General features: G+C 48.3%; 22 protein-coding genes and 1 pseudogene. 15 read left to right on the top strand and 8 right to left on the bottom strand.

Annotation, left to right across the window (positions count from 1 at the left end):
• Positions 1-189 precede the first annotated feature (189 nt).
• Complete coding sequence (locus EOJ37_RS00120; protein WP_127956424.1) at positions 190-1,548, bottom strand: MFS transporter; 1,359 nt, start codon at positions 1,546-1,548, stop codon at positions 190-192.
• A 941-nt stretch (positions 1,549-2,489) separates the two neighbouring features.
• Positions 2,490-3,056 (bottom strand): Tm-1-like ATP-binding domain-containing protein, encoded by a 567-nt coding sequence (locus tag EOJ37_RS00115; protein WP_127956422.1) that lies wholly within the window; start codon positions 3,054-3,056, stop codon positions 2,490-2,492.
• A gap of 132 nt (positions 3,057-3,188) precedes the next feature.
• Here EOJ37_RS00115 and EOJ37_RS00110 point away from each other — a divergent pair, with 132 nt between their 5' ends.
• On the top strand, positions 3,189-3,809 hold the full coding sequence (locus tag EOJ37_RS00110) for a TetR/AcrR family transcriptional regulator (RefSeq protein ID WP_127956420.1): 621 nt from the start codon (positions 3,189-3,191) through the stop codon (positions 3,807-3,809).
• Positions 3,810-4,486: 677 nt separating this feature from the next.
• Here the strand turns inward: EOJ37_RS00110 and EOJ37_RS00105 are convergent.
• The 5 genes from EOJ37_RS00105 to rne all read right to left on the bottom strand — a co-directional run bounded on the left by EOJ37_RS00105 (position 4,487) and on the right by rne (position 10,887).
• Entirely contained in the window at positions 4,487-5,065 is a 579-nt protein-coding gene (locus tag EOJ37_RS00105) for a YceI family protein (RefSeq protein WP_206193998.1), read from the bottom strand.
• 76 nt (positions 5,066-5,141) lie between these two features.
• Entirely contained in the window at positions 5,142-5,696 is a 555-nt protein-coding gene (locus EOJ37_RS00100; protein WP_127956415.1) for a cytochrome b, read from the bottom strand.
• 223 nt (positions 5,697-5,919) lie between these two features.
• Entirely contained in the window at positions 5,920-6,159 is a 240-nt protein-coding gene (gene dinI / locus EOJ37_RS00095) for a DNA damage-inducible protein I (RefSeq protein ID WP_127956413.1), read from the bottom strand.
• Positions 6,160-6,223: 64 nt separating this feature from the next.
• Positions 6,224-7,288: a dihydroorotase gene (gene pyrC, locus EOJ37_RS00090; RefSeq protein ID WP_127956410.1), complete on the bottom strand. Its 1,065-nt coding sequence runs from the start codon at positions 7,286-7,288 to the stop codon at positions 6,224-6,226.
• A gap of 92 nt (positions 7,289-7,380) precedes the next feature.
• Entirely contained in the window at positions 7,381-10,887 is a 3,507-nt protein-coding gene (gene rne, locus EOJ37_RS00085) for a ribonuclease E (RefSeq protein WP_127956408.1), read from the bottom strand.
• Positions 10,888-11,462: 575 nt separating this feature from the next.
• On the opposite strand from rne, the gene rluC reads away from it, so the two are divergent.
• Positions 11,463-12,425, top strand: a complete 963-nt coding sequence (rluC, locus tag EOJ37_RS00075) for a 23S rRNA pseudouridine(955/2504/2580) synthase RluC (RefSeq protein WP_127956406.1) — start codon at positions 11,463-11,465, stop codon at positions 12,423-12,425.
• 86 nt (positions 12,426-12,511) lie between these two features.
• On the opposite strand, the gene EOJ37_RS00070 is transcribed toward rluC, so the two are convergent.
• Positions 12,512-13,102, bottom strand: coding sequence for a Maf family protein (locus EOJ37_RS00070; protein WP_127956404.1), 591 nt, complete (start codon positions 13,100-13,102; stop codon positions 12,512-12,514).
• A 297-nt stretch (positions 13,103-13,399) separates the two neighbouring features.
• Here EOJ37_RS00070 and yceD point away from each other — a divergent pair, with 297 nt between their 5' ends.
• The 13 genes and pseudogenes from yceD to EOJ37_RS00005 all read left to right on the top strand — a co-directional run bounded on the left by yceD (position 13,400) and on the right by EOJ37_RS00005 (position 24,225).
• Positions 13,400-13,924, top strand: coding sequence for a 23S rRNA accumulation protein YceD (gene yceD / locus EOJ37_RS00065; protein WP_127956402.1), 525 nt, complete (start codon positions 13,400-13,402; stop codon positions 13,922-13,924).
• Positions 13,925-13,936: 12 nt separating this feature from the next.
• A complete protein-coding gene (gene rpmF, locus EOJ37_RS00060; protein WP_004943042.1) occupies positions 13,937-14,104 on the top strand; it encodes a 50S ribosomal protein L32 in 168 nt (55 codons plus the stop codon).
• Between the two features lie 12 nt (positions 14,105-14,116).
• A pseudogene (gene plsX, locus EOJ37_RS00055) lies at positions 14,117-15,152 on the top strand (phosphate acyltransferase PlsX).
• A 6-nt stretch (positions 15,153-15,158) separates the two neighbouring features.
• Positions 15,159-16,112, top strand: coding sequence for a beta-ketoacyl-ACP synthase III (locus tag EOJ37_RS00050; protein WP_127956398.1), 954 nt, complete (start codon positions 15,159-15,161; stop codon positions 16,110-16,112).
• Positions 16,113-16,130: 18 nt separating this feature from the next.
• On the top strand, positions 16,131-17,060 hold the full coding sequence (fabD, locus tag EOJ37_RS00045) for an ACP S-malonyltransferase (RefSeq protein ID WP_127956396.1): 930 nt from the start codon (positions 16,131-16,133) through the stop codon (positions 17,058-17,060).
• Between the two features lie 14 nt (positions 17,061-17,074).
• Positions 17,075-17,809, top strand: coding sequence for a 3-oxoacyl-ACP reductase FabG (fabG, locus tag EOJ37_RS00040; RefSeq protein WP_127956394.1), 735 nt, complete (start codon positions 17,075-17,077; stop codon positions 17,807-17,809).
• Positions 17,810-17,963: 154 nt separating this feature from the next.
• Positions 17,964-18,200 carry an acyl carrier protein gene (gene acpP, locus EOJ37_RS00035; RefSeq protein WP_127956392.1) on the top strand — a complete coding sequence of 79 codons (237 nt, stop codon included), beginning with the start codon at positions 17,964-17,966 and terminating at the stop codon, positions 18,198-18,200.
• An 80-nt stretch (positions 18,201-18,280) separates the two neighbouring features.
• On the top strand, positions 18,281-19,522 hold the full coding sequence (gene fabF / locus EOJ37_RS00030) for a beta-ketoacyl-ACP synthase II (RefSeq protein WP_127956390.1): 1,242 nt from the start codon (positions 18,281-18,283) through the stop codon (positions 19,520-19,522).
• A 112-nt stretch (positions 19,523-19,634) separates the two neighbouring features.
• A complete protein-coding gene (gene pabC / locus EOJ37_RS00025) occupies positions 19,635-20,432 on the top strand; it encodes an aminodeoxychorismate lyase (protein WP_127956388.1) in 798 nt (265 codons plus the stop codon).
• 217 nt (positions 20,433-20,649) lie between these two features.
• Positions 20,650-21,678 carry an endolytic transglycosylase MltG gene (mltG, locus tag EOJ37_RS00020; protein ID WP_127956386.1) on the top strand — a complete coding sequence of 343 codons (1,029 nt, stop codon included), beginning with the start codon at positions 20,650-20,652 and terminating at the stop codon, positions 21,676-21,678.
• The gene (tmk, locus tag EOJ37_RS00015) at positions 21,665-22,306 is read left to right on the top strand and encodes a dTMP kinase (protein WP_127956384.1); all 642 of its coding nucleotides are present in this window, start codon (positions 21,665-21,667) and stop codon (positions 22,304-22,306) included. Before mltG ends, tmk begins: the two co-directional genes overlap by 14 nt.
• Positions 22,303-23,286, top strand: a complete 984-nt coding sequence (gene holB / locus EOJ37_RS00010) for a DNA polymerase III subunit delta' (protein WP_127956382.1) — start codon at positions 22,303-22,305, stop codon at positions 23,284-23,286. The genes tmk and holB overlap by 4 nt, the downstream gene beginning before the upstream one ends.
• Positions 23,287-23,418: 132 nt before the next feature.
• Positions 23,419-24,225: a metal-dependent hydrolase gene (locus EOJ37_RS00005; RefSeq protein ID WP_127956380.1), complete on the top strand. Its 807-nt coding sequence runs from the start codon at positions 23,419-23,421 to the stop codon at positions 24,223-24,225.
• The last annotated feature ends 299 nt before the right edge of the window (positions 24,226-24,524 follow it).

The following is a 24,524-nucleotide window of genomic DNA, read 5'->3' as shown; positions in this document are numbered from 1 at the left end:
TCACATGGTGAATATATAGTAGCGTTTGACGGGTTAACGGTGCACTGCTGTTGTGTGACAGATCAAAAACAGAACACGCAATCACGCCAGATTGCGCAATATAACCAGAGTCTTTCCCGCAGTACATGCACAGCGCGTTGTTTTTGCACGCAAGCGAGAGCCGGCTACAGTCACCAGTCAGGCTGCATTCTACTGTAGAATCTGCTCTAGCTGGTGACGGCTAGTCTGCTGGGTATCCACTTTGATATAAGCTGCAGCTTCGCTAGCGACGATAACCACTTCGGTAACACCAGCCAGTGCCATGATACGCTCTGTTAAGTGTGTCTCATGGCGGGTGCGAGCAGAAAGATCGATGCGTAAACTGCTAACATACGGCGGATGCTGCATGGTGCTGACGATGATAAACCAACTGCTGACCACCAATGCACCAATCAGGAACATAGTCATCGTTCCTTGTGAGCCATATAGCCAGCCGCCAACACTTGCACCGATGGCAACCCCAGCAAATTGGCAGGTCGAATAGACGCCGAGCGCAGTTCCTTTGTAGCCAGCAGGAGACTCTTTGCTGATCAACGAAGGGAGTATCGCTTCTAGGATATTAAAGGCAACAAAAAACAGCAGTACTCCGGCGATAATCAACGGTAGCTGAACACCTGAAAGAGCGAGCAACAGTTCAGCACACAGCAGCATAGCAACACAGAACATCATGACTTGCTTCATTTTGCGCTGTTTCTCTGCATAGATAATTGCCGGAACAACGCAGGCAAAGGCAATCAGCATGGTAACCAGATAGATTTTCCAATGCTGGCTGGTGGCCAAACCAGCGTGCTCCAGTAGCCACGGTAGCGCGACAAAGTTGGCCATCAGCAAAATATGCAGGCACATAATGCTAAAATTGAGCCGCAACAGGCGTGTATTACTGAGCACTTTACCAAAGCTACCACGCACCATGCTGGTCTCACGGTTCAATATTGGATTTTTCGGTGTCGGTACCACTAGCAAGATGAGCAGTATACCGCCACAGGCAAAAACAGCGATCATCCAGAAAAGTGTTTTTAATCCAAATGCATTGGTGATAATTGGTCCTAAAACCATCGCAATGGCAAAGGTGATACCAAAGCTGACACCGATGAATGCCATTGCTTTGGTACGGTGTTGTTCGCGAGTTAAATCTGCAAGCAGAGCCATCAGTACCGCTGCAATTGCTCCCGCTCCTTGCAGGGCTCGTCCCAGGATAATGCCCCAGATAGATTGGCTGAGAGCGGCAATGATACTGCCTAGCGCGAAGATGAACAGTCCTGAGATAATGAGTGGCTTACGACCAATACGATCAGAGATCAGTCCTAACGGGATCTGAAAAAGTGCCTGCATCAAACCATAAATACCAATAGCAATACCAATCAGCGTTTCATTGGCGCCTTGCAGTGCCATACCGTAAGTGGTGAGTACTGGCAAGACCATAAACATGCCCAGCATGCGTAGCGAAAAGACCAGCCCAAGCCCCCAAGTTGTACGAAGCTCTTGGCGAGTCATTGTGTTGTCATTCATGGTGACCTCAGTAGTTTCTACGCTGGCAGGAGTGGAATCAGCCAGGTAACAGCATCGCTACTGTTGTGTGATGGATTAACTAAACCAGAACAGACTGTGTTTAAAGCAATATTCTGATTGTGATTGGAACGCGCTATTGTAGCGATAGTCGCTCACGCTAACCAGCCATGCCGATAGAAAAACAGCAATTACTACATCTGGTATCGCTGTATTGAACACATCCCCATTTATTCGAACTGGGGAGAACGGCAGCGTCGCTTAGAAAGGTTCCCTGGTGTTGAACAAGAAAGCCGGTATGGTGAGATCACCTGCCGGAAATGCCCTACCACGAGACAAGAAGACTCGTGAGCGTTGGTATCGAGAGGCGTTCCGATCCGTAGCAGTTACATTACTAACTGGCTGTTAGCCATAACTTCCTCACAATGGCTTGGCTTGCTGAGAAGTTACAGTTCAGCCGCTCAGTTGCGACTAATACTAAGGATCCGCCCTCTAGAGTGGTGAAATGTACCAATTCATTGTTGAGATGAGTTGTTAGACAAATCAAAACGCCGAGTTGGTAACTTTCCTCTGGTGTCGTGCACAGTAATCCGGTTTTTATTTTTTAATTCAGATGCATGCTTGTTCTTGTGACTTGTCTTCGGATAATCTTTTTTGTTCAGTCTGCTTCTATTCAACATACCAAAACTTCTTGCTGATCGAATGCGCGTTTGTATAGTGCTAGCAGGATATTGCCTCAACCACTGCACCAAGCTACCAAAGAGCTGCATGATGATGGTGCTATGAGTGATATCTTGCCCGACAATTGCGGCCTTGCTGTAACAGCATGTCGGTCATGGTGCTGTTGGAACGTCGAACCAACAAGACAGCCAAATTAAACCGCTCTCTGATTAACAACGTTAATCCAGTAACGCCAGACGTTGTGAAGCGAAATATTCCTCCCTCTAACATGGGATTATTGGTTGAGGAAGCGTCATAGCGGGGTTTAGATAACCTGCTACCCTATTAATAACATACGCCAAGATGGTACACGACAGAAGGTTCAGCGTGTGAAACAGAGTGATGACAGACAACATGGGAAGCCTATCAACACCATCAGTATAATTTTCCACAGCGTTTACGACTGTTTTGGACTCCACCTTGCGCACACCAATCGGCATCGACAGCATGGCTGCCCTTATCAGCCTTGTTCCCTCAACATCATAAAAACTAATAAGGCCCGAAATGTCATCTTCTGCACTCACTAAAAGATGGGTTAATGCAACGGAGACTACGGTTGCAGAATTTCCGGATGCCTGGCTGTCAACAGCGGCAGGCTTTGCCATATGGCCGCGAATCAATTGTGCCAAAAAGTAACTTAATAGATTGTTTTTATTGTTTAAAGTGAATGTGTCAGTCAAGGTGTCAGCAACATGAAAACCTACCCTAGCGGCATGTAGAAACAGTTTCCGCCAGAGTAATACTTCTAGTTTGCTATCTGCATTCCTTATGACGTACACAAGTTTGGCCATACAACGACTCACTCCATGTAAGACGTAAAGAGTTGCTAGAGCGGTGAGGCATAAAATTAAGCCAATATTTTATGTCTCGCAAGATATTTTTTATCCTTTTGGATATTTTTATTGTATAAATGAGGTAATACGATGATTTTGTTTGATGAAAACAATCTCTCTCCTGTTCGCCGTAGAACCCTGGAACGTTTGACTCATGCAGCCCTGAGGCTCTATCAAGAGAAGAAATTTCCTTCTCCGGAGGAAGTTACTCGAGAAGCTGAGTACGCCAAAGTAACGTTGAAAAGTTATTTTTCTACATACGGTGAGTTTGTTGAGTATATGGTTAAGCACTTGATTAGTAACTTTGATAGCCCTCCTGTCGGTAATTCAGCTGAGGACAATCTTGAAACGTTGCTGACATGGGGATTTGAACAGCTCGATCTGCATGAAGCATTAATGCGAGATGCGATGCGTATTGCCCAGCAACGTTGGCAGGATTACATGGTCAGTGATAGTGAAATGCAGAGCAAGGGGTTAGTGCAGACAAATTATCGCAAAAATGTGCTCTCCGATGCACTTTCGCCACTGAATAATCAGTTACCCAAAGAGGTCATTCAGCGCTTAGTGATGTTGTTATCGGTACTTTATGGTACTGAGGCGTTAACAGTGCTGAAAGATGGTTTTGGCTTGACGAAAGAGGAAATTATTGAACTCACAGTTTGGGGAGCAAAATTGATGTTACGCCAGGCGCTGCAAGAGAACAATCCATGAAAGTGGGTGGTGCTAATAACAGGGTAAAGACGTAGCGAGAATGTTTTATCTGCGCCGCGTAATAGAGGGGAGATCAAACAATGGGTTACTATCAATATACCAAATGCGGTGAACAACTGATTTGTAGATAATATCTCGAAAGTATACGTTTTATACGCTGGCGACTATCAGCTTACAATTGGTTTACTTGCAGTACACATTGGCAGTTATTCTAAATCGGTTTTTATGAGGCTATATTTTTAACTGGTCGTGAATTTAATTTCGCATAATTTATTGATTTAAAAGTGGAAATTGATATTAAAATACCCTCAATACACTGAGCGTTGTGGATGTAGCATGTTCGACCTTTTAAGTGACAGCGATAGCATTCACCTCAAGAGGTTATACTGATAACTTAGTATGATGATTGATAACTCTACTTGAATTAGGCTGATTCACTGATGATTTCAACCTGCATCGCCTGCTGACGGTATAATGATATACAAGATGGGAAAAACTAAGTCTCCCTGAAAAGGGAGACTTAAAGAGGAAGTGGTTTGTCGACTGGCAAACTGGAAAATTAATAGCAATAAATATGCTTTTCAATCTGCTAGTTAAAAACCTACTATTTCAGTTCACTCTTTTCAGAGCGCTCTTTTCGTGCTGTAAAAAGTTATTGTGAACCGAGGTCAGCGTCACTATTTTTCGCGTACGCCTTCAACAGAAATAATCAGCTCTACCTGTTGAGACGCAGGACCTAAATCAGTTTTAATGGCAAAATCTTTCAGTGTAATATTGCCGTGTGCTTCAAAACCAGCACGATAATTACCCCACGGATCATTACCTTGCCCAATCAATTTTGCATCTAAGGTTACCGGCTTAGTGACACCATTCAGGGTGAGATCACCAATAATTGCGTAACCATCACCTGCTTTTTTCACTTCTGTTGACTTGAAAGTCGCTTGCTTGTGTTTGTCAACGTTAAGAAATGCTGAGCTACGTAGATGCTTATCGCGTTCAGTGTGGTTGGTATCAACACTCGCGGTATTAATGGTAACGTTCACTTTATTTTTCGTTAGATCTGTTTCATCGAATGAAAAAGAACCATCAAAATCCTTAAATGAACCATAAACCCAGCTATAGCCTAGGTGTTTAATGCGGAATTCAACAAAGGCATGTTGTCCTTGCTTGTCGATCTTATAGTTCGCGGCAAGCACAGAAACAGAGCTGAGTAGCAACATACTTGCAGCCAGCGCAGTTAGGTTTTTTTTCAACAACATAAAAATCTCCACACAGATAATAAGATGAGTTTATTCATTGACAACAATTGAAGGCAATGACGCTCACGAAAAATTAATTGTTACTGCCACCGAGCATACGTTTTAACGTGCTATCACGATCGATAAAATGATGCTTTAACGCAGCGAGTGCATGCAAAACAGAAAGCAAAACTACAGACCAAGCGAGGTATAGATGGATATCACCAGCAGTATCAACCAGAGTGGCTGGGCCACTTACAGTTGCCGGAATGTCAAACCAGCCAAACACCGAGATAGCATCACCACTTGCGGTGGAGATGAAATAGCCACTTAGCAAAATAGTAAATAGAACGACATAGAGCGCGATTTGCACTAGATGTGACACAATGCGTGTCGCTACGCTATAGCTTGCCAGCGGTTTAGGTGGCGGTGAAATAAAGCGCCAGATAACGCGCACAATCATGATAATAAATAGCAGCATACCAATGCTTTTATGCAGCTCTGGTGCGCGATGGTACCAAGTATCATAGTAGCCTAATGTCACCATCCACAGACCGAGAGCAAACATTCCGTACACGACGATAGCAACTAACCAATGGAGCAGAACCGACACATGACCAAAACGGTCGGCAGTATTTTTCCAAAGCATGATTTTTCCCAACCCTAATTCAGTCTTGAACAGTCATCATGAAACATCAACCAGCATAAAAGCAACAGTAAATTTGTTTTTGTAACGTATCTTCGTGGTTGATGGCTAAGTTTTCACATGATTGTAGCTACTCTGTCTGTTTAGATTGTAACTGTCGTGCCTTAGTGAAGGGGATAGAAACCAATCTGTCGCATCGCAATTGAAGAGTATTGCTGGCCGATTATCACTCGGGGCTAAACCAGTCGTCGGCGCTCTCCCAGGTTTGCTGCAAGATCTCCTCAACCAGGATTTTATCTGTTTTAGCACCACCAATCACAGAGAGTGCATTGCTGCCAGCATAGCGTACCTGTACGCGGGTATCAGGCAGGTGATGGTTGATTCGCTTAGTCAGCTCGTCTGTTAATGCTTCGATAGCGCCAGACGGTAGGGGTTTGGTTTTATCTAAAGTGATTTCGACACGCATAGTTGCCTCCAAGTTAATACTGTTTTTTTATACAGTGATTTTTGCTTGAAGGCAAGTAGGAGCGTTAACCCAAGAGAGGGGATTGGTTAACTACAGACCAGTTAATCTGCTCACCCGCTAAGAACGGCACTATACTCTCATCCGCGACGAGAATTTCACTCGGCTGAGTGACGGCACTGCGTGTAAGCACAATGAAATCTTCATTGAGCGGTACGCCGTAGAAACGCGGACCGTTAAGCGAACTGAAGGCCTCCAATTGATCTAGTGCCCCCAGTTGTTCAAAGATCGTCGCATAAACCGCAATAGCATTCGGTGCATTGAAAACACCAGCGCAGCCGCAGCTAGACTCTTTACGCAATCTGGTATGTGGTGCTGAATCGGTACCCAGGAAGAAACGGTCACAACCGCTGGCTACTGCAGCACGTAGTGCCTCTTGGTGTATGTTACGTTTTAGGATGGGTAAACAGAACAGATGGGGCCGGATGCCACCGACTAGCATGTGGTTGCGATTAAACATCAAATGCTGTGGAGTAACAGTTGCCGCCAAAAAGCGATCCCCTTCCAGTACATACTGTGCGGCTTCTTTGGTAGTGATATGTTCGAAAACGATTTTTAGTTCAGGAAACTGTCGCCGGATTGGCATCATCACCTGTTCGATAAATCGTGCCTCGCGATCAAAAATATCAACCGTTGGATCGGTGACTTCACCGTGGATCAACAGCGGCATACCGATATTCTGCATCTGCTCAAATAGCGGGTAGATTGCAGAGATGTCACTGACTCCATGGCTTGAGTTGGTGGTCGCATGAGCAGGGTAGAGCTTGGCAGCACTAAAAACACCTTGTTCAAATCCAGTCACCAGTTCAGAAGCGGTGAGTGAATCAGTCAGGTAACAGGTCATTAGCGGAGTAAAATGATGATTGGCGGGAATGGCAGCAAGAATTCGTTCACGATAGCGACGCGCTTTGGCGATGCTGGTAATGGGATCTGCCAGATTTGGCATCACAATTGCGCGACCAAAAACCTGGCTGCTGTAGGGCAGCACGGCCTGCAGCATGGTGTCATCACGCAGATGTAAGTGCCAATCGTCTGGACGGCGAATTTTCAATGTTTGAGGCTGAGTGATCATTGGAGCTGTACTCCGATAGTCAAAAAGAAAGGAGCGGCAGTAACGAACTCCGCCCAGAAACTGCGCTGGGCGGGTAACCGGTATATCTATGCTTACTCGTTTGCTTGCTGAGGTTTAGCCGCTGCTGCACTGGCATGCTCGACAGCAGTGTGAGCACCAGCAGAACCTTTGCCATTAAAGTTGAACGCAGGGCGCTGCCAATTGCTGACAACCACCGATGCTGCATGGTAAACCGGTGCTGGAGCTTTAGTCATCGGTGCGCTGGCAATATGTTTGTAGCGTGCTAATGGTTGCGGATGCGCGTTAGCTAATCCACTGTTGGGATCAGTTAGCGGTATTGTAACCTCAGTTGTTTCAGCACGTGTTGTTTCAACATTAACCAATACTGCGGGCATCACCTCGAGCGACGGTAATGTTGTAGAGAGTAACTCGGTCTCTGCGCATGGACCATCAGCACCCGTGATGGGTTCTTCCACTGCGGTGGTGACCCCTGTCTCAACCGGTGCTGCAACTGGTTCTTCTGCTTGTGCATCCGGTTGCCAGTGCTCTACTGGCTGCTCAACTGCTATCTGGATCTGGGGTGCGACATTGAGCGGCTCTACAGGATCGTTCTGCGCTATGACATCATGTTGCTGCATAGCTTCCGTCTCCAGCGCTGCCGTCTGCTCAGTTGTCGACAACACCGGCTGAGCAAATGATTGGTTAACATCGAGTGATGTTAACGTGTCGTTTGCTGTTGTGGTGTTATCCGTCACCAGAGCGTGAACCGGTTCGCTAACGGCTGCGTTTGTATTGATAGCAGTAGCAGCTAACAGCTCAATTTCACCATCGATTTCCGAGCCTGGCATCACGCCTGCCGGTTTGGTGAATGGGTTAGTCTCAAATGATGAGCTTTGGTTTAGTTGCAAACCTTGTGACACAGGATAACGCACCCAAACTTTGCCTGAAGCCATTTCTGGTGAGGCGAACGCGCCTGCCAATGGCATTGGAGAGTGGCTTGGATAACGCTCATCACGATAACGGCGACGACGCTGACCACTCACGCGTAGATGGCGTGGCGAACGGCGAGAACGGCGAGGAAGACCGTTCTCTGCTGTGACACGTGCCTCTGGCGAAACAGTTTTGTCCGCATCAGAAGCGGTTGTGGGCATAGCAAGTAATGTTGGTTGCGACAGCGATGGCTGTTTTGTCACATTACTTTGCTCACGTTGTAGCCAATCACTGTTTTGAGTTGGTACATGGTCAGCTTGAGATAAAATATTGTCTTCTTGATCTTTCTGTGAGATAGCGACAGGATTCGATGGTCCTTTTGGTGCCAGTAGCTCCTCAGCAGCCTGATGTAGATCTTCATCATCGATCGGCAATACACGGACACTCTGCATCAGAGCACGACGTTGACGACGCTGTGCCGGTTGTTGATGCGCCTCTTCTTGGCTATCTTCCGCTTGGTTGAGGTTTGTTTCTACAATCTCTGCGGGTTTGCCTTTGGCTTGTCCTGAGCGTTTCTCATCAGTGCGACGACGTGAACGCTCATTACGCGGTTCTCGACGGGGTTGCTGTTCATCGCGAGAGCTTTTTGCCGCATCTTCGGTTGCAGTGTTGATGGCTGTGCTGCTCAGCGAGTTTTCTGACATCAACTCTTGTGAATTGCTCCGGCGACCATTACGGCGCTGACCATCACGGCTGTCACGCCCTTCTCGCCCTTCATGACGATCACTGCGCTCTCTACGATCGCCACGCTCGTTTTTACGACCATTGCGCTGGCGATAGTGGCCACTTTCAGTCTTACGGTTGCTTTCTACTGCCGTTTGGGTGGCAGTGGTTGAGTTAGCTTTGCCACTGGAGCTATCAGTTGCGCTGAACAGTGCTTTAAGCCCTGAGAACAGACGACTGAACAAGCCAGGTTTGCTGGCGAGTACAACAGGCTCCGCTGGTTGGCTGATTGAGCTGGTTTTGGTGAGAACTGACTCTTCACTTGAGGAGAGCGAAGAGGGCGCGATAGCGAATGTTGCCAGTGCAGGTTGCTCTGGGCGTTTGCGTTCGACAGAAACCTCTTCCTGTGGTGAGGTGACCTCTTCTTCATACAGCTTAGGTAGTAGATAACTGAGTGTGGGTCTCTCTTCACCCTTGCGCACGCGCAGCACCGAGTAGTGAGGTGTTTGCATTTGGTCATTCGGAACAATGATCGCTTTCACACCACCTTGGCGTTTCTCGATTGCACTGACCGCATCACGCTTTTCATTCAGTAGATAAGAGGCCACTTGTACTGGCACAATCGCGTGTACTTCTTGCGTGTTCTCCTTGAGCGCTTCTTCTTCGATCAGACGCAGAATCGAGAGTGCCAAAGACTCATTATCACGGATAGTCCCTGTACCGCTACAACGCGGGCAAACATGGTGGCTAGATTCGCCCAGTGATGGGCTGAGGCGTTGACGTGACATCTCCAGCAAACCAAAACGGGAAATACGCCCAATCTGAATACGCGCCCGATCCTGACGCACCGCTTCACGTAAGCGGTTTTCCACATCGCGCTGGTGACGAACCGGAGTCATATCGATAAAATCGATAACAATCAAGCCGCCTAAGTCACGCAGACGCAATTGACGAGCGATCTCATCTGCGGCTTCGAGGTTGGTATTGAACGCAGTCTCTTCAATGTCACCGCCACGGGTTGCACGAGCAGAGTTGATATCGATAGCGGTGAGTGCTTCGGTAGTGTCGATAACGATCGAACCACCAGAGGGCAACCGCACTTCGCGCTGAAATGCAGATTCGATCTGTGATTCGATTTGATAATGGCTAAATAGCGGGATTTCGCCATTATAGAGCTTGATTTTACTGCTAAAATCCGGACGACCTAAAGCAGTAATATGCTCCTTGGCCAACTCAAGTACTTTCGGGTTATCAATCAGGATCTCACCAATATCCGGGCGTAGGTAGTCGCGAAATGCACGCACAATCACATTGCTTTCCTGGTGGATCAGGAATGGAGCAGCGCGACCTTCCGCAGCTTTCTTGATGGCCTCCCAGTGCTTGAGACGGAAAGAGAGATCCCATTGCAGTGCATCGGCAGACTTACCCACCCCTGCAGTACGGACAATCAGGCCCATACCGTCAGGAAGTTGCAAGGCAGAAAGTGCCTCTTTTAACTCGGTGCGGTCGTCGCCTTCAATGCGACGAGAGATACCGCCAGCACGCGGGTTATTTGGCATTAAGACTAAATAACTACCGGCCAAGCTGATAAAAGTGGTTAAAGCGGCGCCTTTGTTGCCACGCTCTTCTTTATCAACTTGGACAATGACTTCTTGCCCCTCACGCAGTACGTCTTTGATATTCGGACGACCATGAGCGGCGTAATGGGGAGGGAAATATTCGCGAGCGATCTCTTTTAACGGGAGAAAACCATGCCTTTCGGCACCGTAATCAACAAACGCTGCTTCCAGGCTTGGCTCGATACGAGTGATCTTTCCTTTGTAAATATTCGCTTTTTTCTGTTCATGACCTGGGCTTTCTATATCCAGATCGTACAACCGTTGCCCATCTACTAGGGCAACCCGCAACTCTTCCTGCTGAGTTGCGTTAATCAACATTCTTTTCATCTTGCACTTACTCGTTATTCTTACATGACTGACAAAGCTGCGGACGAAATAACCTCATGGCCGAGTTAAAAACCGAAAACCCCGTGTTTTCTCACAAAACCGTCAGCCTCTCGGCTGTCGCTTGCATTGGGGCGCAAATCTCGGTAAGCCTGTATTTCTTTGCGAAAACAGCACTTTTCTATTAAAGGGATAGACTCTGCTATGCATTGACAGATCGAACCCTACTTACTTCGGCCAAGCTGCGACCCGCAGCCCGCTAATTGTTTGATTGCACATGACGTCTTATGCCATTGCTGCGCTTTTGTGCGTTCAGACAAATCTTATAATTCCGTAGTATAGCTGTTCTAACGCAGAACTTGACGGAAAATTTCCTTATTATCCCATTGCTTGCAGGGGAATGGCAAGGTGCCATTTGATTTGATTGTTAAAGAAGTTTTCGGTATTCAAACAAGCTCACACTTTTCTGCTACCACTTCCGCAGGTAACCTGCTACCACTCTTCTGTAACGGTCACCGATAGTTAAGCACATAAAAAGAGGTGGCGCTATTATGCCGCACTATTTAGAATTCTGCAGCATGAAAACAGATAATCTCACCGTTCAGTTTGCCAACATCACCGATGATGAAGCGGGGCAACGCATTGACAATTTTTTACTCGCACGACTTAAAGGGGTACCGAAAAGTCTGATTTACCGTATTGTGCGCAAGGGAGAAGTACGGGTAAACAAAGGGCGCGTCAAAGCGGAGTATAAGCTGGTTGTTGGCGATGTCGTGCGTATCCCACCGGTGCGTGTTGCCGAACGTAACGAAGTACCGGTCTCTGCCAAATTGGATAAAGTGGCAGCGCTGGTTGACTGCATCCTGTATGAAGATGACCATCTGCTGCTGATTAACAAACCTTCAGGTACTGCGGTGCATGGCGGTAGTGGCTTGAGTTTTGGCGTTATTGAAGGCTTGCGTGCGCTACGGCCACAAGCACGCTTTCTTGAACTGGTTCACCGCCTTGACCGCGATACTTCAGGCATCTTGATGGTGGCGAAAAAGCGCTCTGTGCTGCTGTCGTTGCACGAACAGTTACGGCAGAAAACGATGCAAAAAGATTACTTGGCACTGGTGCGAGGTGAATGGCAATCGCACTGTAAGGTGATCTCTGCACCGTTGCTGAAGAATATTCTGCAAAGCGGTGAGCGCATCGTGCGTGTAGACAGTGCCGGCAAGCCTTCAGAGACTCGTTTCAAGATAGAGGAGCGTTTTGCTGGTGCGACGTTAGTTAAGGCCAGTCCAATCACGGGACGCACCCACCAGATCCGGGTACATGCTCTGCATGCTGGTCATCCAATTGCATTTGACGACCGTTATGGCGATACGCAGTTCGATCGACAATTAGCCGCTACTGGGCTTCAGCGTCTCTTCTTACATGCCAACATGCTGCGTTTTCAGCATCCTGCCAACGGTGAGACGCTATCGATCCAGGCACCGATGGATCAGCAGTTACGCCACTGTTTACAGGTATTACGCCAGCAGGCGCAAAAGCGGTAGCGCTAATGCTAATGGTCAGCGGGGGTCATATCGGTTGTGGATGGTGTCTTGATGCTCACCTTGTGGTACTGGTTGTCGGGTAGGGGTTATGATGCTGAAGTAAGCGGATTAATCCCCTCTTGGCGTAGCATGTTAAGTAATGCAATCAATGGTAAACCAACCAAGCTGTTGGGATCAGTGCCGATCAGTTGTTCAAACAGTGCGATACCTAACCCTTCACTTTTGAAACTGCCTGCACAATTAATAGGTTGCTCTTTGCTAACATAGTTGGCAATTTCCTCATCGCTCAGTGAGCGAAACTGAACTTGAAACAGCTCACAGCAACTTTGTAATCGCTCGGTACTACTGTTATAGAGCGCTAACCCGGTGTAGAAGCTCACACGTTGTCCGCTGGCATCACGCAACTGCTGGCGTGCCCGCTGTTCACTACCAGGTTTACCGGTAATCTTCCCCCGTATTACGCAGACTTGATCAGAACCGATAATCAAGTGATTGTTATAGCGGCCTGCCAATGCTTGCGCCTTTGCGACGGCAAGGCGTAACACTAACTGCTGCGCGCTTTCATTGGCGTGTGCTGTCTCATCAACGTTTGGTGTCGCATAGCTAAAGGGTAAGCTCAGTTTTTCCAGCAGTTGCCGACGATAGGGCGAGCTGGATGCGAGTATCAATGGCAGCATAAGTAACCTCAGAAAATGGTGAAGCAAACAGAATCAACATAGTAAAGCAGAGTGTTTCATTGTGCTCGTTTTTGTTGCCGTTGCCGGGTTAACTGGCTGTCATCCGTCGTGTAGCTTAATCGTGAGGGCTGATGAGCGGGATTGTGATTTTTTTGATTTTAGTGCTAAAAGCGCCAAGGTTGGTGTGCTGTACTCAGTGTGTGAGTCGGTTATCCGAGTTGGCATCGTGCGGCAAAGTGTGTATTGAGCAAAGGCGTGATTGACTCTCAGACACGGGAAAGTTAATATGCGCGCCTTATGCAAAAAGTAAAGTTACCTCTGACCATCGATGCAGCACGAGCTGCTCAGAAACGCTTAGATTATGCCGGTGTTTATGCGCCAGGCCAAGTCACCCGTGTTGCTGAATCTGTGGTCAGTGTGGAGAGTGATGTTAGCGTCGAATTGTCGTTTAACATCGATAACCAGCGCTTGGTGGTGATTACCGGGCACGCTGAGCTCACAGTTGCACTGATGTGTCAGCGTTGTTCGGAAAAGTTCACTCAGCACATCCGCACAACATATTGTTTTAGCCCAGTTGCTAGTGATGAGCAGGCTGAGGCATTACCGGAAGGTTATGAGCCGATTGAGGTTGACGAGTTTGGTCAGGTCGATCTGCTGGCGATGATAGAGGATGAAATTATTCTCTCTCTACCAGTCGTTCCGGTACATGAATCTGAACACTGTGAAGTGTCCGAAGCGGATATGGTATTTGGCACACTGCCTGCCGAGGCGGAGAAGCCTAATCCATTTGCCGTGTTAGCCAGTTTAAAGATTAAGTCATGAGGAGTAAGGTCGATGGCCGTACAGCAAAACAAACCAACCCGTTCTAAGCGTGGTATGCGTCGTTCACATGATGCGTTGACCACAACCACCCTGTCTGTCGATGCGACTTCTGGTGAAACTCACCGTCGTCATCACATCACTGCCGATGGTTTTTACCGTGGCCGCAAGGTTATCGGCTAAGTTAGCGATACTTTGACTCGTCTAACCCTTGCGTTAGATGCCATGGGCGGGGATTTCGGTCCCTGCGTCACAGTGCCCGCATCATTGCAGGCACTGGCCTCTAATCCACGACTCCATCTTCTGTTAGTCGGTGATCCTGACGCTATATCCCCTTTTCTTGCCAAAGGCGAACCGTTGCTGTTGCAACGGCTACAGGTGGTACCTGCTGACCGGGTGATCGCCTCTGATGCTCGTCCATCACAAGCGATTCGAGCCAGTCGAGGCACATCAATGCGCATCGCGCTTGAATTGGTGCAGCAGGGGCTGGCCGAAGCTTGCGTCAGTGCTGGTAATACTGGCGCATTGATGGGATTGGCGAATTTATTGATTAAGCCACTGGCAGGTATCGAACGCCCAGCGTTGATGACCGTGCTACCTAACCGCCAACGCGGCAGAACAGTCGTGCTGGATCTGGGCGCCAACGTTGAGTGCAGCAGTGCGATGCTGGTGCAATTTGCACTGATGGGTGCGGTGATGGCTGAAGCGGTGTTGGGGATTGCACAACCGAGGGTTGCATTGCTCAACATCGGCGAAGAAGAGAGCAAAGGGTTGGAGAATATCCGCAGTGCAGCGGCGATACTTAAAGTAATGCCAACCATCAACTATATTGGTTATCTGGAAGGTAATGATCTGCTGACGGGTAAAACGGATGTGATGGTCTGTGATGGTTTTGTCGGAAATGTTACGTTGAAAACCATGGAAGGTGTTGTAAGAGAGTTCTTATCGCTGCTGAAAACATCTTCGGCAGGCGGTCAGCAGGCGTGGTGGTTGAAAATAGTCAGCCGGTGGTTACAGAAGAAACTGGCCAGGCAACTCGGGCATTTGAATCCCGACCAGTATAATGGTGCATGTCTGTTAGGGCTGCGTGGCACGGTGGTCAAAAGCCACGGTGCGGCAAACCAGAATGCATTCGCAATTGCGATCGAACAGGCTGTTCAGGCGGTGCAGCGGCAAATACCAGACAACATTGCAGCGCGCCTCGAAACTGTATTAACCCAAGAGTGATTGATCGTACATGTATAGCAAAATCCTAGGCACGGGAAGTTATCTACCCGTACAAGTGCGCACGAATGCTGATTTAGAAAAAATGGTCGACACTTCAGACGAGTGGATTGTATCGCGTACAGGCATTCGTCAGCGTCGTATTGCAGCGGCCGATGAGACAGTATCGACCATGGCTGCGCGTGCGGCACAGCAGGCATTGGCAATGGCGGCGGTGGCTAAGGATGAGATCGGCCTGATTGTGGTGGCAACAACCAGTTCCAGCCATGCTTTTCCCAGTGCGGCCTGCCAAGTGCAGCAACTGCTTGGGATTGAGAATAACTGCGCTGCTTTCGATGTTGCGGCAGCTTGTGCCGGCTTCAGCTACGCTTTGAGTATTGCCGACCAGTACGTCAAAAATGGTTCGGTCAAATATGCACTGGTGATCGGTGCCGATGTGCTTTCGCGCACACTGGATCCAGAAGATCGCAGCACCTTGATCCTATTTGGTGATGGTGCCGGTGCAATGCTGCTAGGTGCGAGTGAACAACCAGGTATCCTTTCTACTCACCTCCATGCCAGCGGGCGTTATGGTGAACTGCTGGCGTTGCCTCAGTGTGATCGTCAACAGGTACAGCCTGCTTACTTAACAATGTCGGGTAACGAGGTATTTAAAGTTGCTGTTACTGAATTAGCAAACATTGTTGATGAAACACTCAAGGCTAACAACCTTGATCGCAGTGCGCTGGATTGGTTGGTACCCCACCAAGCTAATCTGAGGATTATTAGTGCGACGGCTAAGAAATTGGCAATGGAACTGGATAAAGTTGTGGTAACGCTTGATCGTCATGGCAATACATCGGCGGCTTCTGTTCCTTCAGCCTTTGATGAAGCGGTACGGGATGGTCGTATTCAGCGTGGTCAGTTGGTGTTGTTAGAGGCATTTGGTGGCGGCTTTACCTGGGGCTCGGCACTAGTTCGGTTTTGATGTTACAGGAAGATAAAAATGACGAAATTTGCGTTTGTTTTTCCAGGTCAAGGCTCTCAGGCTGTTGGCATGTTGGCTGAACTGGCGGCACAGTATCCTATCGTGCAGCAGACTTTCAGTGAGGCGTCAGCGGTATTGGGCTATGACTTATGGCAGTTGGTTCAACAGGGATCGAGTGAAGAGTTAAATAAAACCTGGCAGACGCAGCCTGCGTTGCTAGCTGCAAGCGTGGCGATTTTCCGCTTATGGCGGCAGCAAGGTGGCGAAATGCCTGCGATGATGGCAGGACACAGCCTAGGTGAATATTCCGCCTTGGTATGTGCTGGAGTGCTTGATTTTGCAGCGGCGATCCGACTTGTTGAGTTGCGTGGCAAATTGATGCAACAGGCAGTGCCGGAAGGAACAGGGGCAATGTATGCGATTATTGGCCTTGATAATCAGTCGATTGCTGCAGCATGTGCAGCAGCTGAGCAGGGTCAGGTTGTTGCCCCGGTGAATTTCAACTCGCCGGGGCAGGTAGTGATTGCAGGTAACAAGGAAGCTGTTGAGCGAGCAGCGGCAGCCTGTAAAGCAGCCGGCGCTAAACGTGCGCTGCCATTACCGGTTAGTGTGCCTTCACATTGTGCATTGATGAAGCCGGCAGCAGAACAGTTGGCTTTGGCACTGAAGCAAGTTACATTTAACCAGCCGGTAGTTCCGGTCGTAAATAATGTTGATGTGTGTATTGAAAACACACCAGACGCAATCTGTGATGCCTTAGTGCGTCAGCTATACAGCCCAGTTCGCTGGACGGAAAGTGTCGAATTTATGGCGACAGAAGGGGTTTCCCTGTTGCTGGAAGTGGGGCCAGGTAAAGTTCTCAGCGGTCTTACCAAGCGAATTGTTGATACATTAGCGGCAGCAGCAGTAAATGATGTTGCTAGTCTATCGGCAGCGCTTGAGTACTAAATAAGAGGAAAACAATGAACTTTGAAGGCAAAATTGTTCTTATCACCGGTGCCAGTCGTGGTATCGGTCGTGCTATTGCAGAGTTATTTGCAGAGCGCGGGGCAAAAGTGATGGGTACAGCGACCACAGAGAGCGGTGCTGCAGCGATTAGCCAGTACCTCGGTGAGAGTGGTAAGGGCTACATGCTCAATGTGGTAGACAAGAACTCAATCGACAGTGTGTTGGCGACGATTCGAGAAGAATTTGGCGAAATCGATATTTTAGTGAATAATGCCGGCATCACTCGTGATAATCTACTGATGAGGATGAAGGTTGAGGAATGGCAAAATATCCTGGATACTAACCTGACCTCCGTGTTCAGTTTGTCACAAGCAGTGATAAGATCGATGATGAAAAACCGATTTGGACGTATCATCTCCATCGGTTCGGTAGTCGGTTCTTTGGGTAACGCTGGACAGACTAACTATGCTGCCGCAAAAGCGGGGTTGATTGGTTTTAGTAAGTCTCTGGCGCGAGAGGTCGCTTCTCGTGGCATTACCGTTAATGTTGTGGCTCCAGGTTGTATTGAGACAGACATGACACAGGCGTTAACAGAAGAACAGCGTATGGCCTTCTTGGTTCAGATACCGGCTCATCGGCTCGGTGCTGCGAAAGATATTGCCAGTGCTGTCGCATTCCTCGCTTCTGATGAAGCCGGTTACATTACCGGTGAAACGTTGCATGTCAATGGCGGAATGTGCATGATTTAAAAAATGTGAAAACTATTTGCGTTATTTGCGGGAAACCCCTCAAAATAGCGTAAAATCGTGGTTTAACCAACCGGGATTTAGTTGCATATTTTTCAAGTTTTTATACACTACGAAAACCATCGCGCAAGCGAGTTTTGATAGGAAATTTAAGAGTATGAGCACTATCGAAGAACGCGTTAAGAAGATCATTGTTGAGCAACTGGGTGTTAAACCGGAAGAAGTTTTAAATAACGCTTCTTTCGTTGAGGACTTGGGCGCAGATTCTCTTGACACTGTTGAATTGGTAATGGCACTGGAAGAAGAGTTTGACACAGAAATTCCAGACGAAGAAGCAGAGAAAATCACTACTGTCCAAGCAGCTATTGATTTTATCAACGCTAGCCAGCAGTAAACGAACATATCTAGGCGGTCACTCGACCGCCTAAGTTTTTTTGTCTCTAGTGTCGTCTTTTCCCTCCTTGGAGGACAATCGTGTCTAAGCGTCGAGTAGTTGTGACTGGACTGGGCATGTTGTCTCCTGTCGGCAATACGGTAGAGTCCACATGGAATGCTCTTCTTGCCGGTCAGAGTGGCATCAGCCTGATCGACCATTTCGATACTACTGCCTATGCAACCCAGTTTGCGGGCTTGGTAAAGAATTTTAATGTTGAAGATTTCATTTCACGCAAAGAAGCGCGAAAAATGGATGCCTTCATCCAATACGGTGTTGTTGCAGGAATGCAAGCCATGCAGGATGCCGGGCTGGAAATCAACGAAGGTAACGCAGAGCGAATTGGTGCAGCGATCGGCTCTGGAATTGGTGGTCTGGGATTGATTGAGGAAAATCACAGCGCACTGGTGGCTGGCGGGCCACGTAAAATTAGTCCGTTTTTTGTCCCATCAACCATTGTCAACATGATTGCAGGTCACTTGACCATCATGTATGGCATGAAAGGTCCAAGTATTGCTATCGCCACAGCCTGTACTTCCGGTGTACATAACATTGGCCATGCCGCACGTATGATTGCTTATAACGACGCGGATGTGATGTTAGCAGGTGGTGCCGAAAAAGGCAGTACTCCACTCGGTATTGGCGGTTTTGGTGCCGCACGCGCATTATCCACACGTAACGAAGCACCCCAGGCAGCAAGCCGCCCTTGGGATAAAGATCGTGATGGGTTTGTGTTGGGTGATGGCGCAGGCATGATGGTGCTGGAAGAGTATCAACATGCAAAAAATCGTGGTGCAAAAATTTATGCTGAGGTGGTTGGCTTTGGTATGAGCAGTGATGCTCACCATATGACCTCACCGCCTGAGGATGGTGCAGGTGCTGCCTCGGCAATGCGTAATGCGTTGCGCGACGCTGGGCTTGCCACATCGCAAATTGGTTATATCAATGCGCATGGAACCTCTACCCCTCTGGGTGACAGAGCAGAAGCGCAAGCGGTGAAGTCGATATTTGGTGCTGATGCTAAACGGGTTATGGTCAGTTCAACCAAATCAATGACGGGCCATCTGCTTGGGGCTGCCGGTGCCGTTGAGTCGATCTTTACTGTGTTAGCATTGCGTGATCAAGTGATCCCGCCAACCATCAATCTGGACAATGTCGATGATGGATTAGATCTCGACTTTGTACCGCATGAGGCACGTCAAACCAAAGAGATGACGTTTGCCCTGTGTAACTCGTTTGGTTTTGGTGGCACTAATGGATCACTGATTTTCCGTCGAGTGTAACCGGCAGCAGTGCCACTGATAGAAAACCCGGTTAATTTTGCTACCGGGTTTTTTTGTTCTCAGACTGAAATCGATGCTGCGAATAGTACTGAACTGCTGAGGCAACAAAATAATGTATTGGATCAATGGCCAAGCGTCGAAAACTTTATCTGTTAGTGATCGCGGTTTACAGTTTGGTGATGGTTTTTTTACCACTTGTCGCGTGATTGCCGGTGAGATTGATCTATTGCCTTGGCACCTTGAGCGAATGCGCCAAGCTGCTGAAAGATTGCTATTCCCGGCAATAGACTGGTTGTTATTGCAACAGGAAATGCAGCATGCGGCACAATCAGTACAGTTGGGTGTAGTTAAAGCGATCATCACACGTGGTAGTGGTGGAAGAGGCTATAGTCCACAGGGCTGCCAGGCAGCGACGCGGATTGTGTCGCGTGGCGTATATCCTGCTCATTATCTGCAGTGGTGCGAACGCGGTATTACCTTAGCAGTCAGCCCGGTAGTATTGGCACAGAACCCACTGTTGGCTGGGATAAAACATCTGAACCGGTTAGAGCAGGTGCTGATACGAAGCCATCTTGAACAGACCACGGCTGATGAGGCGGTGGTGCTTGATACTTCAGGAATACTGGTAGAGTGTTGCGCTGCTAACCTATTTTGGCGCAAGGGAAAGGCGGTGTTTACCCCCTGCTTACAACAAGCGGGAGTGGCTGGGCTTATGCGGCGTAAAGTGATGGCATTGTTGGCTGATCGTGATTACACACTACATGTTGTCCGAGAGCCTCTGCAAACATTAGCGGATGCTGACGAGGTTATACTGTGCAATGCATTAATGCCGCTTTTGCCAGTAACACGTTTAGAAACATGGCATTATCATTCGCGTCAATTGTTCTATGAGTTAAAGCCACACTGCTAATGGTGATTCGGCGCTCGCTATGCGCCAATGTTAGTTAACAAATCGGTACTGAGTTGATATTGTCGACCCTGTTTTACCCTTCGTACGCCAGGACAGCGAATGGGGTAGCAAAAGTGTGTCGCTATCAACCACTATGGCATGAGCACCACAGTCGCTATGATGTTTCACGCTGCTAGTGAAGAAATTGGTGAACTTACCCTGTAATAATGGCAACTTGATGAAAATAACTGCATCGAAGATCGTTTTGCTAATAATTGTGTTAGCTGCTGCATTGTTGTACGGCATTCAGCAACGAATTGAACAATTCGCTGATACCCGATTGATGATAGAACAGGAAATGCTGTTCACGTTGCCTGCCGGTACCGGCCGTGTTGGGCTGGAAAATCTGCTGATAAAAAATAATGTGATCGAGAGAAAACGCGAATTTGCCTGGTTATTGCGTCTACAGCCACAATTGGCTGAATTTAAAGCCGGTACTTACCGCCTAACCCCTGATATGACAGTTCGTCAGTTATTGATGTTGCTGGCCAGCGGTAAAGAAGCACAGTTCAGTGTGCGTTTTGTCGAAGGATCGCGTTTGCGTGACTGGATGTTGATTTTACAGCAGTCCGAAATGATCACACCGACGTTAACTGCGCTGAGCGAATCTGAATTGGCCAGCAGGCTGGGGCTGCCGGCAGAAACCCCTCTCGAAGGGCGTTTCTATCCGGATACCTATCTCTACACTGCCGGAACTAGCGATGTGGCACTATTGAAACGGGCCTATGCACAGATGGAGCGCGCACTGTCTGAAGTGTGGCAGCAGCGAATGGCTGGTTTGCCCTATCAGACACCACAGCAGTTGCTGATCATGGCGTCAATCATCGAGAAAGAGACAGCACTCAATGAAGAGCGTGGCAAAGTGGCCTCGGTATTTGTTAATCGTCTACAGCGAGGGATGCGCTTACAGACTGATCCAACGGTTATTTATGGGATGGGTGACAGCTACACCGGCACCATAACACGCCAAGATCTCAGAACGCCCTCTGCTTATAACACCTATATTATCAGTGGGTTGCCACCAACGCCGATCGCTATGCCGAGTCGAGCTTCACTGCTTGCGGCGGCCAATCCGGAACAAACCGATTACCTCTACTTTGTTGCTGATGGCAAAGGAGGACATGTATTTAGCACTAATCTTGATAGCCACAACACAGCGGTTCGTGCTTATCGTCGAGCACAAAGGCAACAGAATGAAGAACGGTAAATTTATTGTCATCGAAGGATTAGAAGGTGCCGGAAAAACCACGGCGATCAAAACTGTCGCCAGTCTGTTAGCACAACACGGCATTAGCGAAGTTACCTTCACACGTGAGCCGGGTGGCACACCGCTGGCAGAGAAATTGCGTGATCTGTTTAAACATGGTGAGCAGGGCGAACACCCAACCGTCAAGGCGGAAGTGCTGATGTTATATGCTGCTCGGGTTCAACTGGTTGAAACGGTGATCCAACCTGCATTATCGCGCGGTGTTTGGGTGATAGGTGATCGCCATGATCTCTCCTCGCTGGCTTACCAAGGTGGAGGACGTGGTATTGATCAAAATTTGATGACCACACTACGCGATGTCGTGCTGGCAGATTTTCGCCCAGACCTGACACTCTACCTCGACCTACCGCCTAAGCAGGGTTTGCAGAGAGCAAAAGCGCGCGGCGAGCTTGATCGTATTGAACAGGAGACGCTGGTTTTTTTTGAACGTACTCGAGCCCGCTACCAGCAGTTGGCTGCGGCCAACGACAGCATCATCACCATTGATGCTTCACAACCGTTGGCACATGTTAGCGCACAGATTGCACGTGTAGTTACCGACTGGCTACAGCAACAAGGAGTGAAATGAACTGGTATCCGTGGCTGAATAGCGCCTATCGCCAGTTGATTGGACAGTACAGCGCGGGGCGAGGCCACCATGCACTGCTGCTGCATTCAGTGCCTGGTAACGGTGATACCGCGCTACGGTATGCACTAGGGCGCTGGCTGCTCTGCCAACGGCCAAATGGAACAAAAAGTTGTGGAGAGTGCCATAGCTGTCACCTAATGCAGGCGGGTCATCATCCTGATTATCATCTATTGGCTCCAGAAAAGGGCAAAACTAGCCTAGGGGTAGAGTCGATACGTCAACTGATAGATGCACTTTACGCCCATGCTAACCAGGATGGAGCCAAAGTGGTTGCGATTGATCGAATAGAATGGTTAACCGAAGCAGCAGCCAACGCATTGTTAAAAACATTGGAAGAACCCTCCAACAATACCTACTTCTTGTTTGGTTGCTATGCACCAGAACGGGTATTAGCCACATTGCGGAGCCGCTGTTTTTTCTGGCATCTCGCGTGTCCAGATGAACATAGCAGTCTGCAATGGCTAGCACGGCAAGCAGCGGGTGATCCGGCAGAACGTTCGACAGCATTACGCTTGAGTCATGGCGCACCGATTGCTGCAGAACAGTTACTACAACCAGAACGTTGGCAACAGCGTATGGCGTTATGTCGGGTATTGGCCGAGTCGTTACAGCAGGCTGATCTGTTGAAATTGTTGCCGCAGCTCAATCATGATCAAGCAGCAACGGCACTGCACTGGCTCTGCTCACTGCTGCTTGATGCACAAAAATGGCAGCAAGGCTTGACCGGTTACCTGGTCAATGTTGATCAGCCGGTTCTGATTGAACAGTTGGCAACGCGTTTTAGTGGTTTGGTACTGCAAACCTTAAGCAGTGACTGGATACAGTGTTATCAACAACTGTTGAACATTAGCGGTATCAATCAGGAGTTGTTGCTCACTGAGCAGTTATTGCAGTGGGAACAGCATATCGTTGCTGGTTAACCCGTTCTAATACGCTTTTTTACTGGCAATGTCGGTTACATTTAGCGCAATCAGTGCCGACTTAGCGCGCGGGACAGTTTTCATCGCTGTGCACATGCCACTTATACCTTGAACTAATAGAGTTGATTATTCATGTTGTTAGTAGACTCACACTGTCATCTTGACAGCCTCAGCTTTGGCGGCTTACATCAAAACGTGGACGATGCATTACGCAAAGCAAAAGAACACGATGTCGGTTTTGTGCTGGCGGTTGCGACCACATTGCCCGGCTACCAGGCAATGACTGCATTGATTGGACAACGCTCCGATGTTGCTTTTTCTTGTGGTGTACATCCGCTCAATCTCGATGGTGGATATGATTACGCTGAACTACAGCGTTTGGCTGCCTCAGAGCAGGTTGTTGCGTTGGGTGAAACTGGGCTGGATTACTTTTATCAGCAACAGAATATGACACTCCAGCAGGAGTCATTTCGTCAACATATTCGAATTGCCCGCCAACTTAACAAGCCGCTGATCGTGCACACTCGTGAAGCACGTCACGACACCTTGGCAGTGTTGCGTGAAGAGCAAGCTGATGAGTGTGGTGGGGTATTACACTGCTTTACTGAAGATATCGATACTGCTAAGGCATTACTGGATCTCGGGTTCTATATCTCATTTTCAGGTATTGTCACATTCCGCAATGCAGAATCGCTGCGTGAAGTGGCACGTTATGTCCCACTAGAGCGCATGCTGGTGGAGACAGATGCACCCTATCTTGCACCGGTGCCGCATCGAGGCAAAGAGAATCAGCCGGCGTATGTACGCGATGTTGCTGAATATCTCTCGGTATTGAAAGGGGTGACATTGCAACAGCTAGCGAACACCACCAGTGAAAATTTTTCACGCTTGTTTAAGATTGCGCTGCCTGCCATCAGCTCGGCTGAAGCGGGACATTAATCAGTCACTCAGCCCCTCTTCGGATTTTCAGCAAATGGTGCTGGATCTTAGTGATCCCCTCATTTCTATAAACTCAAATAATGCCAAGTGTGCGGGTATATAATCGATGCTGCCTCAGGTAATAAGTAAATTTCTCCATCCCTCTTCGGATTTTCAGCAAATGGTGCTGGATCTTAGTGATCCCCTCATTTCTATAAACTCAAATAATGCCAAGTGTGCGGGTATATAATCGATGCTGCCTCAGGTAATAAGTAAATTTCTCCATCAACAATATCGCATAGGCTTCTTTCATTTTGGGC

The organism is Serratia microhaemolytica (genome assembly GCF_004011885.1).
Lineage (GTDB): Bacteria > Pseudomonadota > Gammaproteobacteria > Enterobacterales > Enterobacteriaceae > Serratia_G > Serratia_G microhaemolytica.
Note: the sequence above shows the minus strand (reverse complement) of the source record. Positions and strands in the feature narration are given on the sequence as shown.

Excerpts from the sequence above, each read along its gene's own strand:
- EOJ37_RS00120 (WP_127956424.1), bottom strand. The coding sequence starts at position 1,548 with ATGAATGACAACACAATGACTCGCCAAGAGCTTCGTACAACTTGGGGG.
- EOJ37_RS00115 (WP_127956422.1), bottom strand. The coding sequence starts at position 3,056 with ATGGCCAAACTTGTGTACGTCATAAGGAATGCAGATAGCAAACTAGAA.
- EOJ37_RS00110 (WP_127956420.1), top strand. The coding sequence starts at position 3,189 with ATGATTTTGTTTGATGAAAACAATCTCTCTCCTGTTCGCCGTAGAACC.
- EOJ37_RS00100 (WP_127956415.1), bottom strand. The coding sequence starts at position 5,696 with ATGCTTTGGAAAAATACTGCCGACCGTTTTGGTCATGTGTCGGTTCTG.
- dinI (WP_127956413.1), bottom strand. The coding sequence starts at position 6,159 with ATGCGTGTCGAAATCACTTTAGATAAAACCAAACCCCTACCGTCTGGC.
- pyrC (WP_127956410.1), bottom strand. The coding sequence starts at position 7,288 with ATGATCACTCAGCCTCAAACATTGAAAATTCGCCGTCCAGACGATTGG.
- rne (WP_127956408.1), bottom strand. The coding sequence starts at position 10,887 with ATGAAAAGAATGTTGATTAACGCAACTCAGCAGGAAGAGTTGCGGGTT.
- rluC (WP_127956406.1), top strand. The coding sequence starts at position 11,463 with ATGAAAACAGATAATCTCACCGTTCAGTTTGCCAACATCACCGATGAT.
- EOJ37_RS00070 (WP_127956404.1), bottom strand. The coding sequence starts at position 13,102 with ATGCTGCCATTGATACTCGCATCCAGCTCGCCCTATCGTCGGCAACTG.
- yceD (WP_127956402.1), top strand. The coding sequence starts at position 13,400 with ATGCAAAAAGTAAAGTTACCTCTGACCATCGATGCAGCACGAGCTGCT.
- rpmF (WP_004943042.1), top strand. The coding sequence starts at position 13,937 with ATGGCCGTACAGCAAAACAAACCAACCCGTTCTAAGCGTGGTATGCGT.
- EOJ37_RS00050 (WP_127956398.1), top strand. The coding sequence starts at position 15,159 with ATGTATAGCAAAATCCTAGGCACGGGAAGTTATCTACCCGTACAAGTG.
- fabD (WP_127956396.1), top strand. The coding sequence starts at position 16,131 with ATGACGAAATTTGCGTTTGTTTTTCCAGGTCAAGGCTCTCAGGCTGTT.
- fabG (WP_127956394.1), top strand. The coding sequence starts at position 17,075 with ATGAACTTTGAAGGCAAAATTGTTCTTATCACCGGTGCCAGTCGTGGT.
- acpP (WP_127956392.1), top strand. The coding sequence starts at position 17,964 with ATGAGCACTATCGAAGAACGCGTTAAGAAGATCATTGTTGAGCAACTG.
- pabC (WP_127956388.1), top strand. The coding sequence starts at position 19,635 with ATGTATTGGATCAATGGCCAAGCGTCGAAAACTTTATCTGTTAGTGAT.
- mltG (WP_127956386.1), top strand. The coding sequence starts at position 20,650 with ATGAAAATAACTGCATCGAAGATCGTTTTGCTAATAATTGTGTTAGCT.
- tmk (WP_127956384.1), top strand. The coding sequence starts at position 21,665 with ATGAAGAACGGTAAATTTATTGTCATCGAAGGATTAGAAGGTGCCGGA.
- holB (WP_127956382.1), top strand. The coding sequence starts at position 22,303 with ATGAACTGGTATCCGTGGCTGAATAGCGCCTATCGCCAGTTGATTGGA.
- EOJ37_RS00005 (WP_127956380.1), top strand. The coding sequence starts at position 23,419 with ATGTTGTTAGTAGACTCACACTGTCATCTTGACAGCCTCAGCTTTGGC.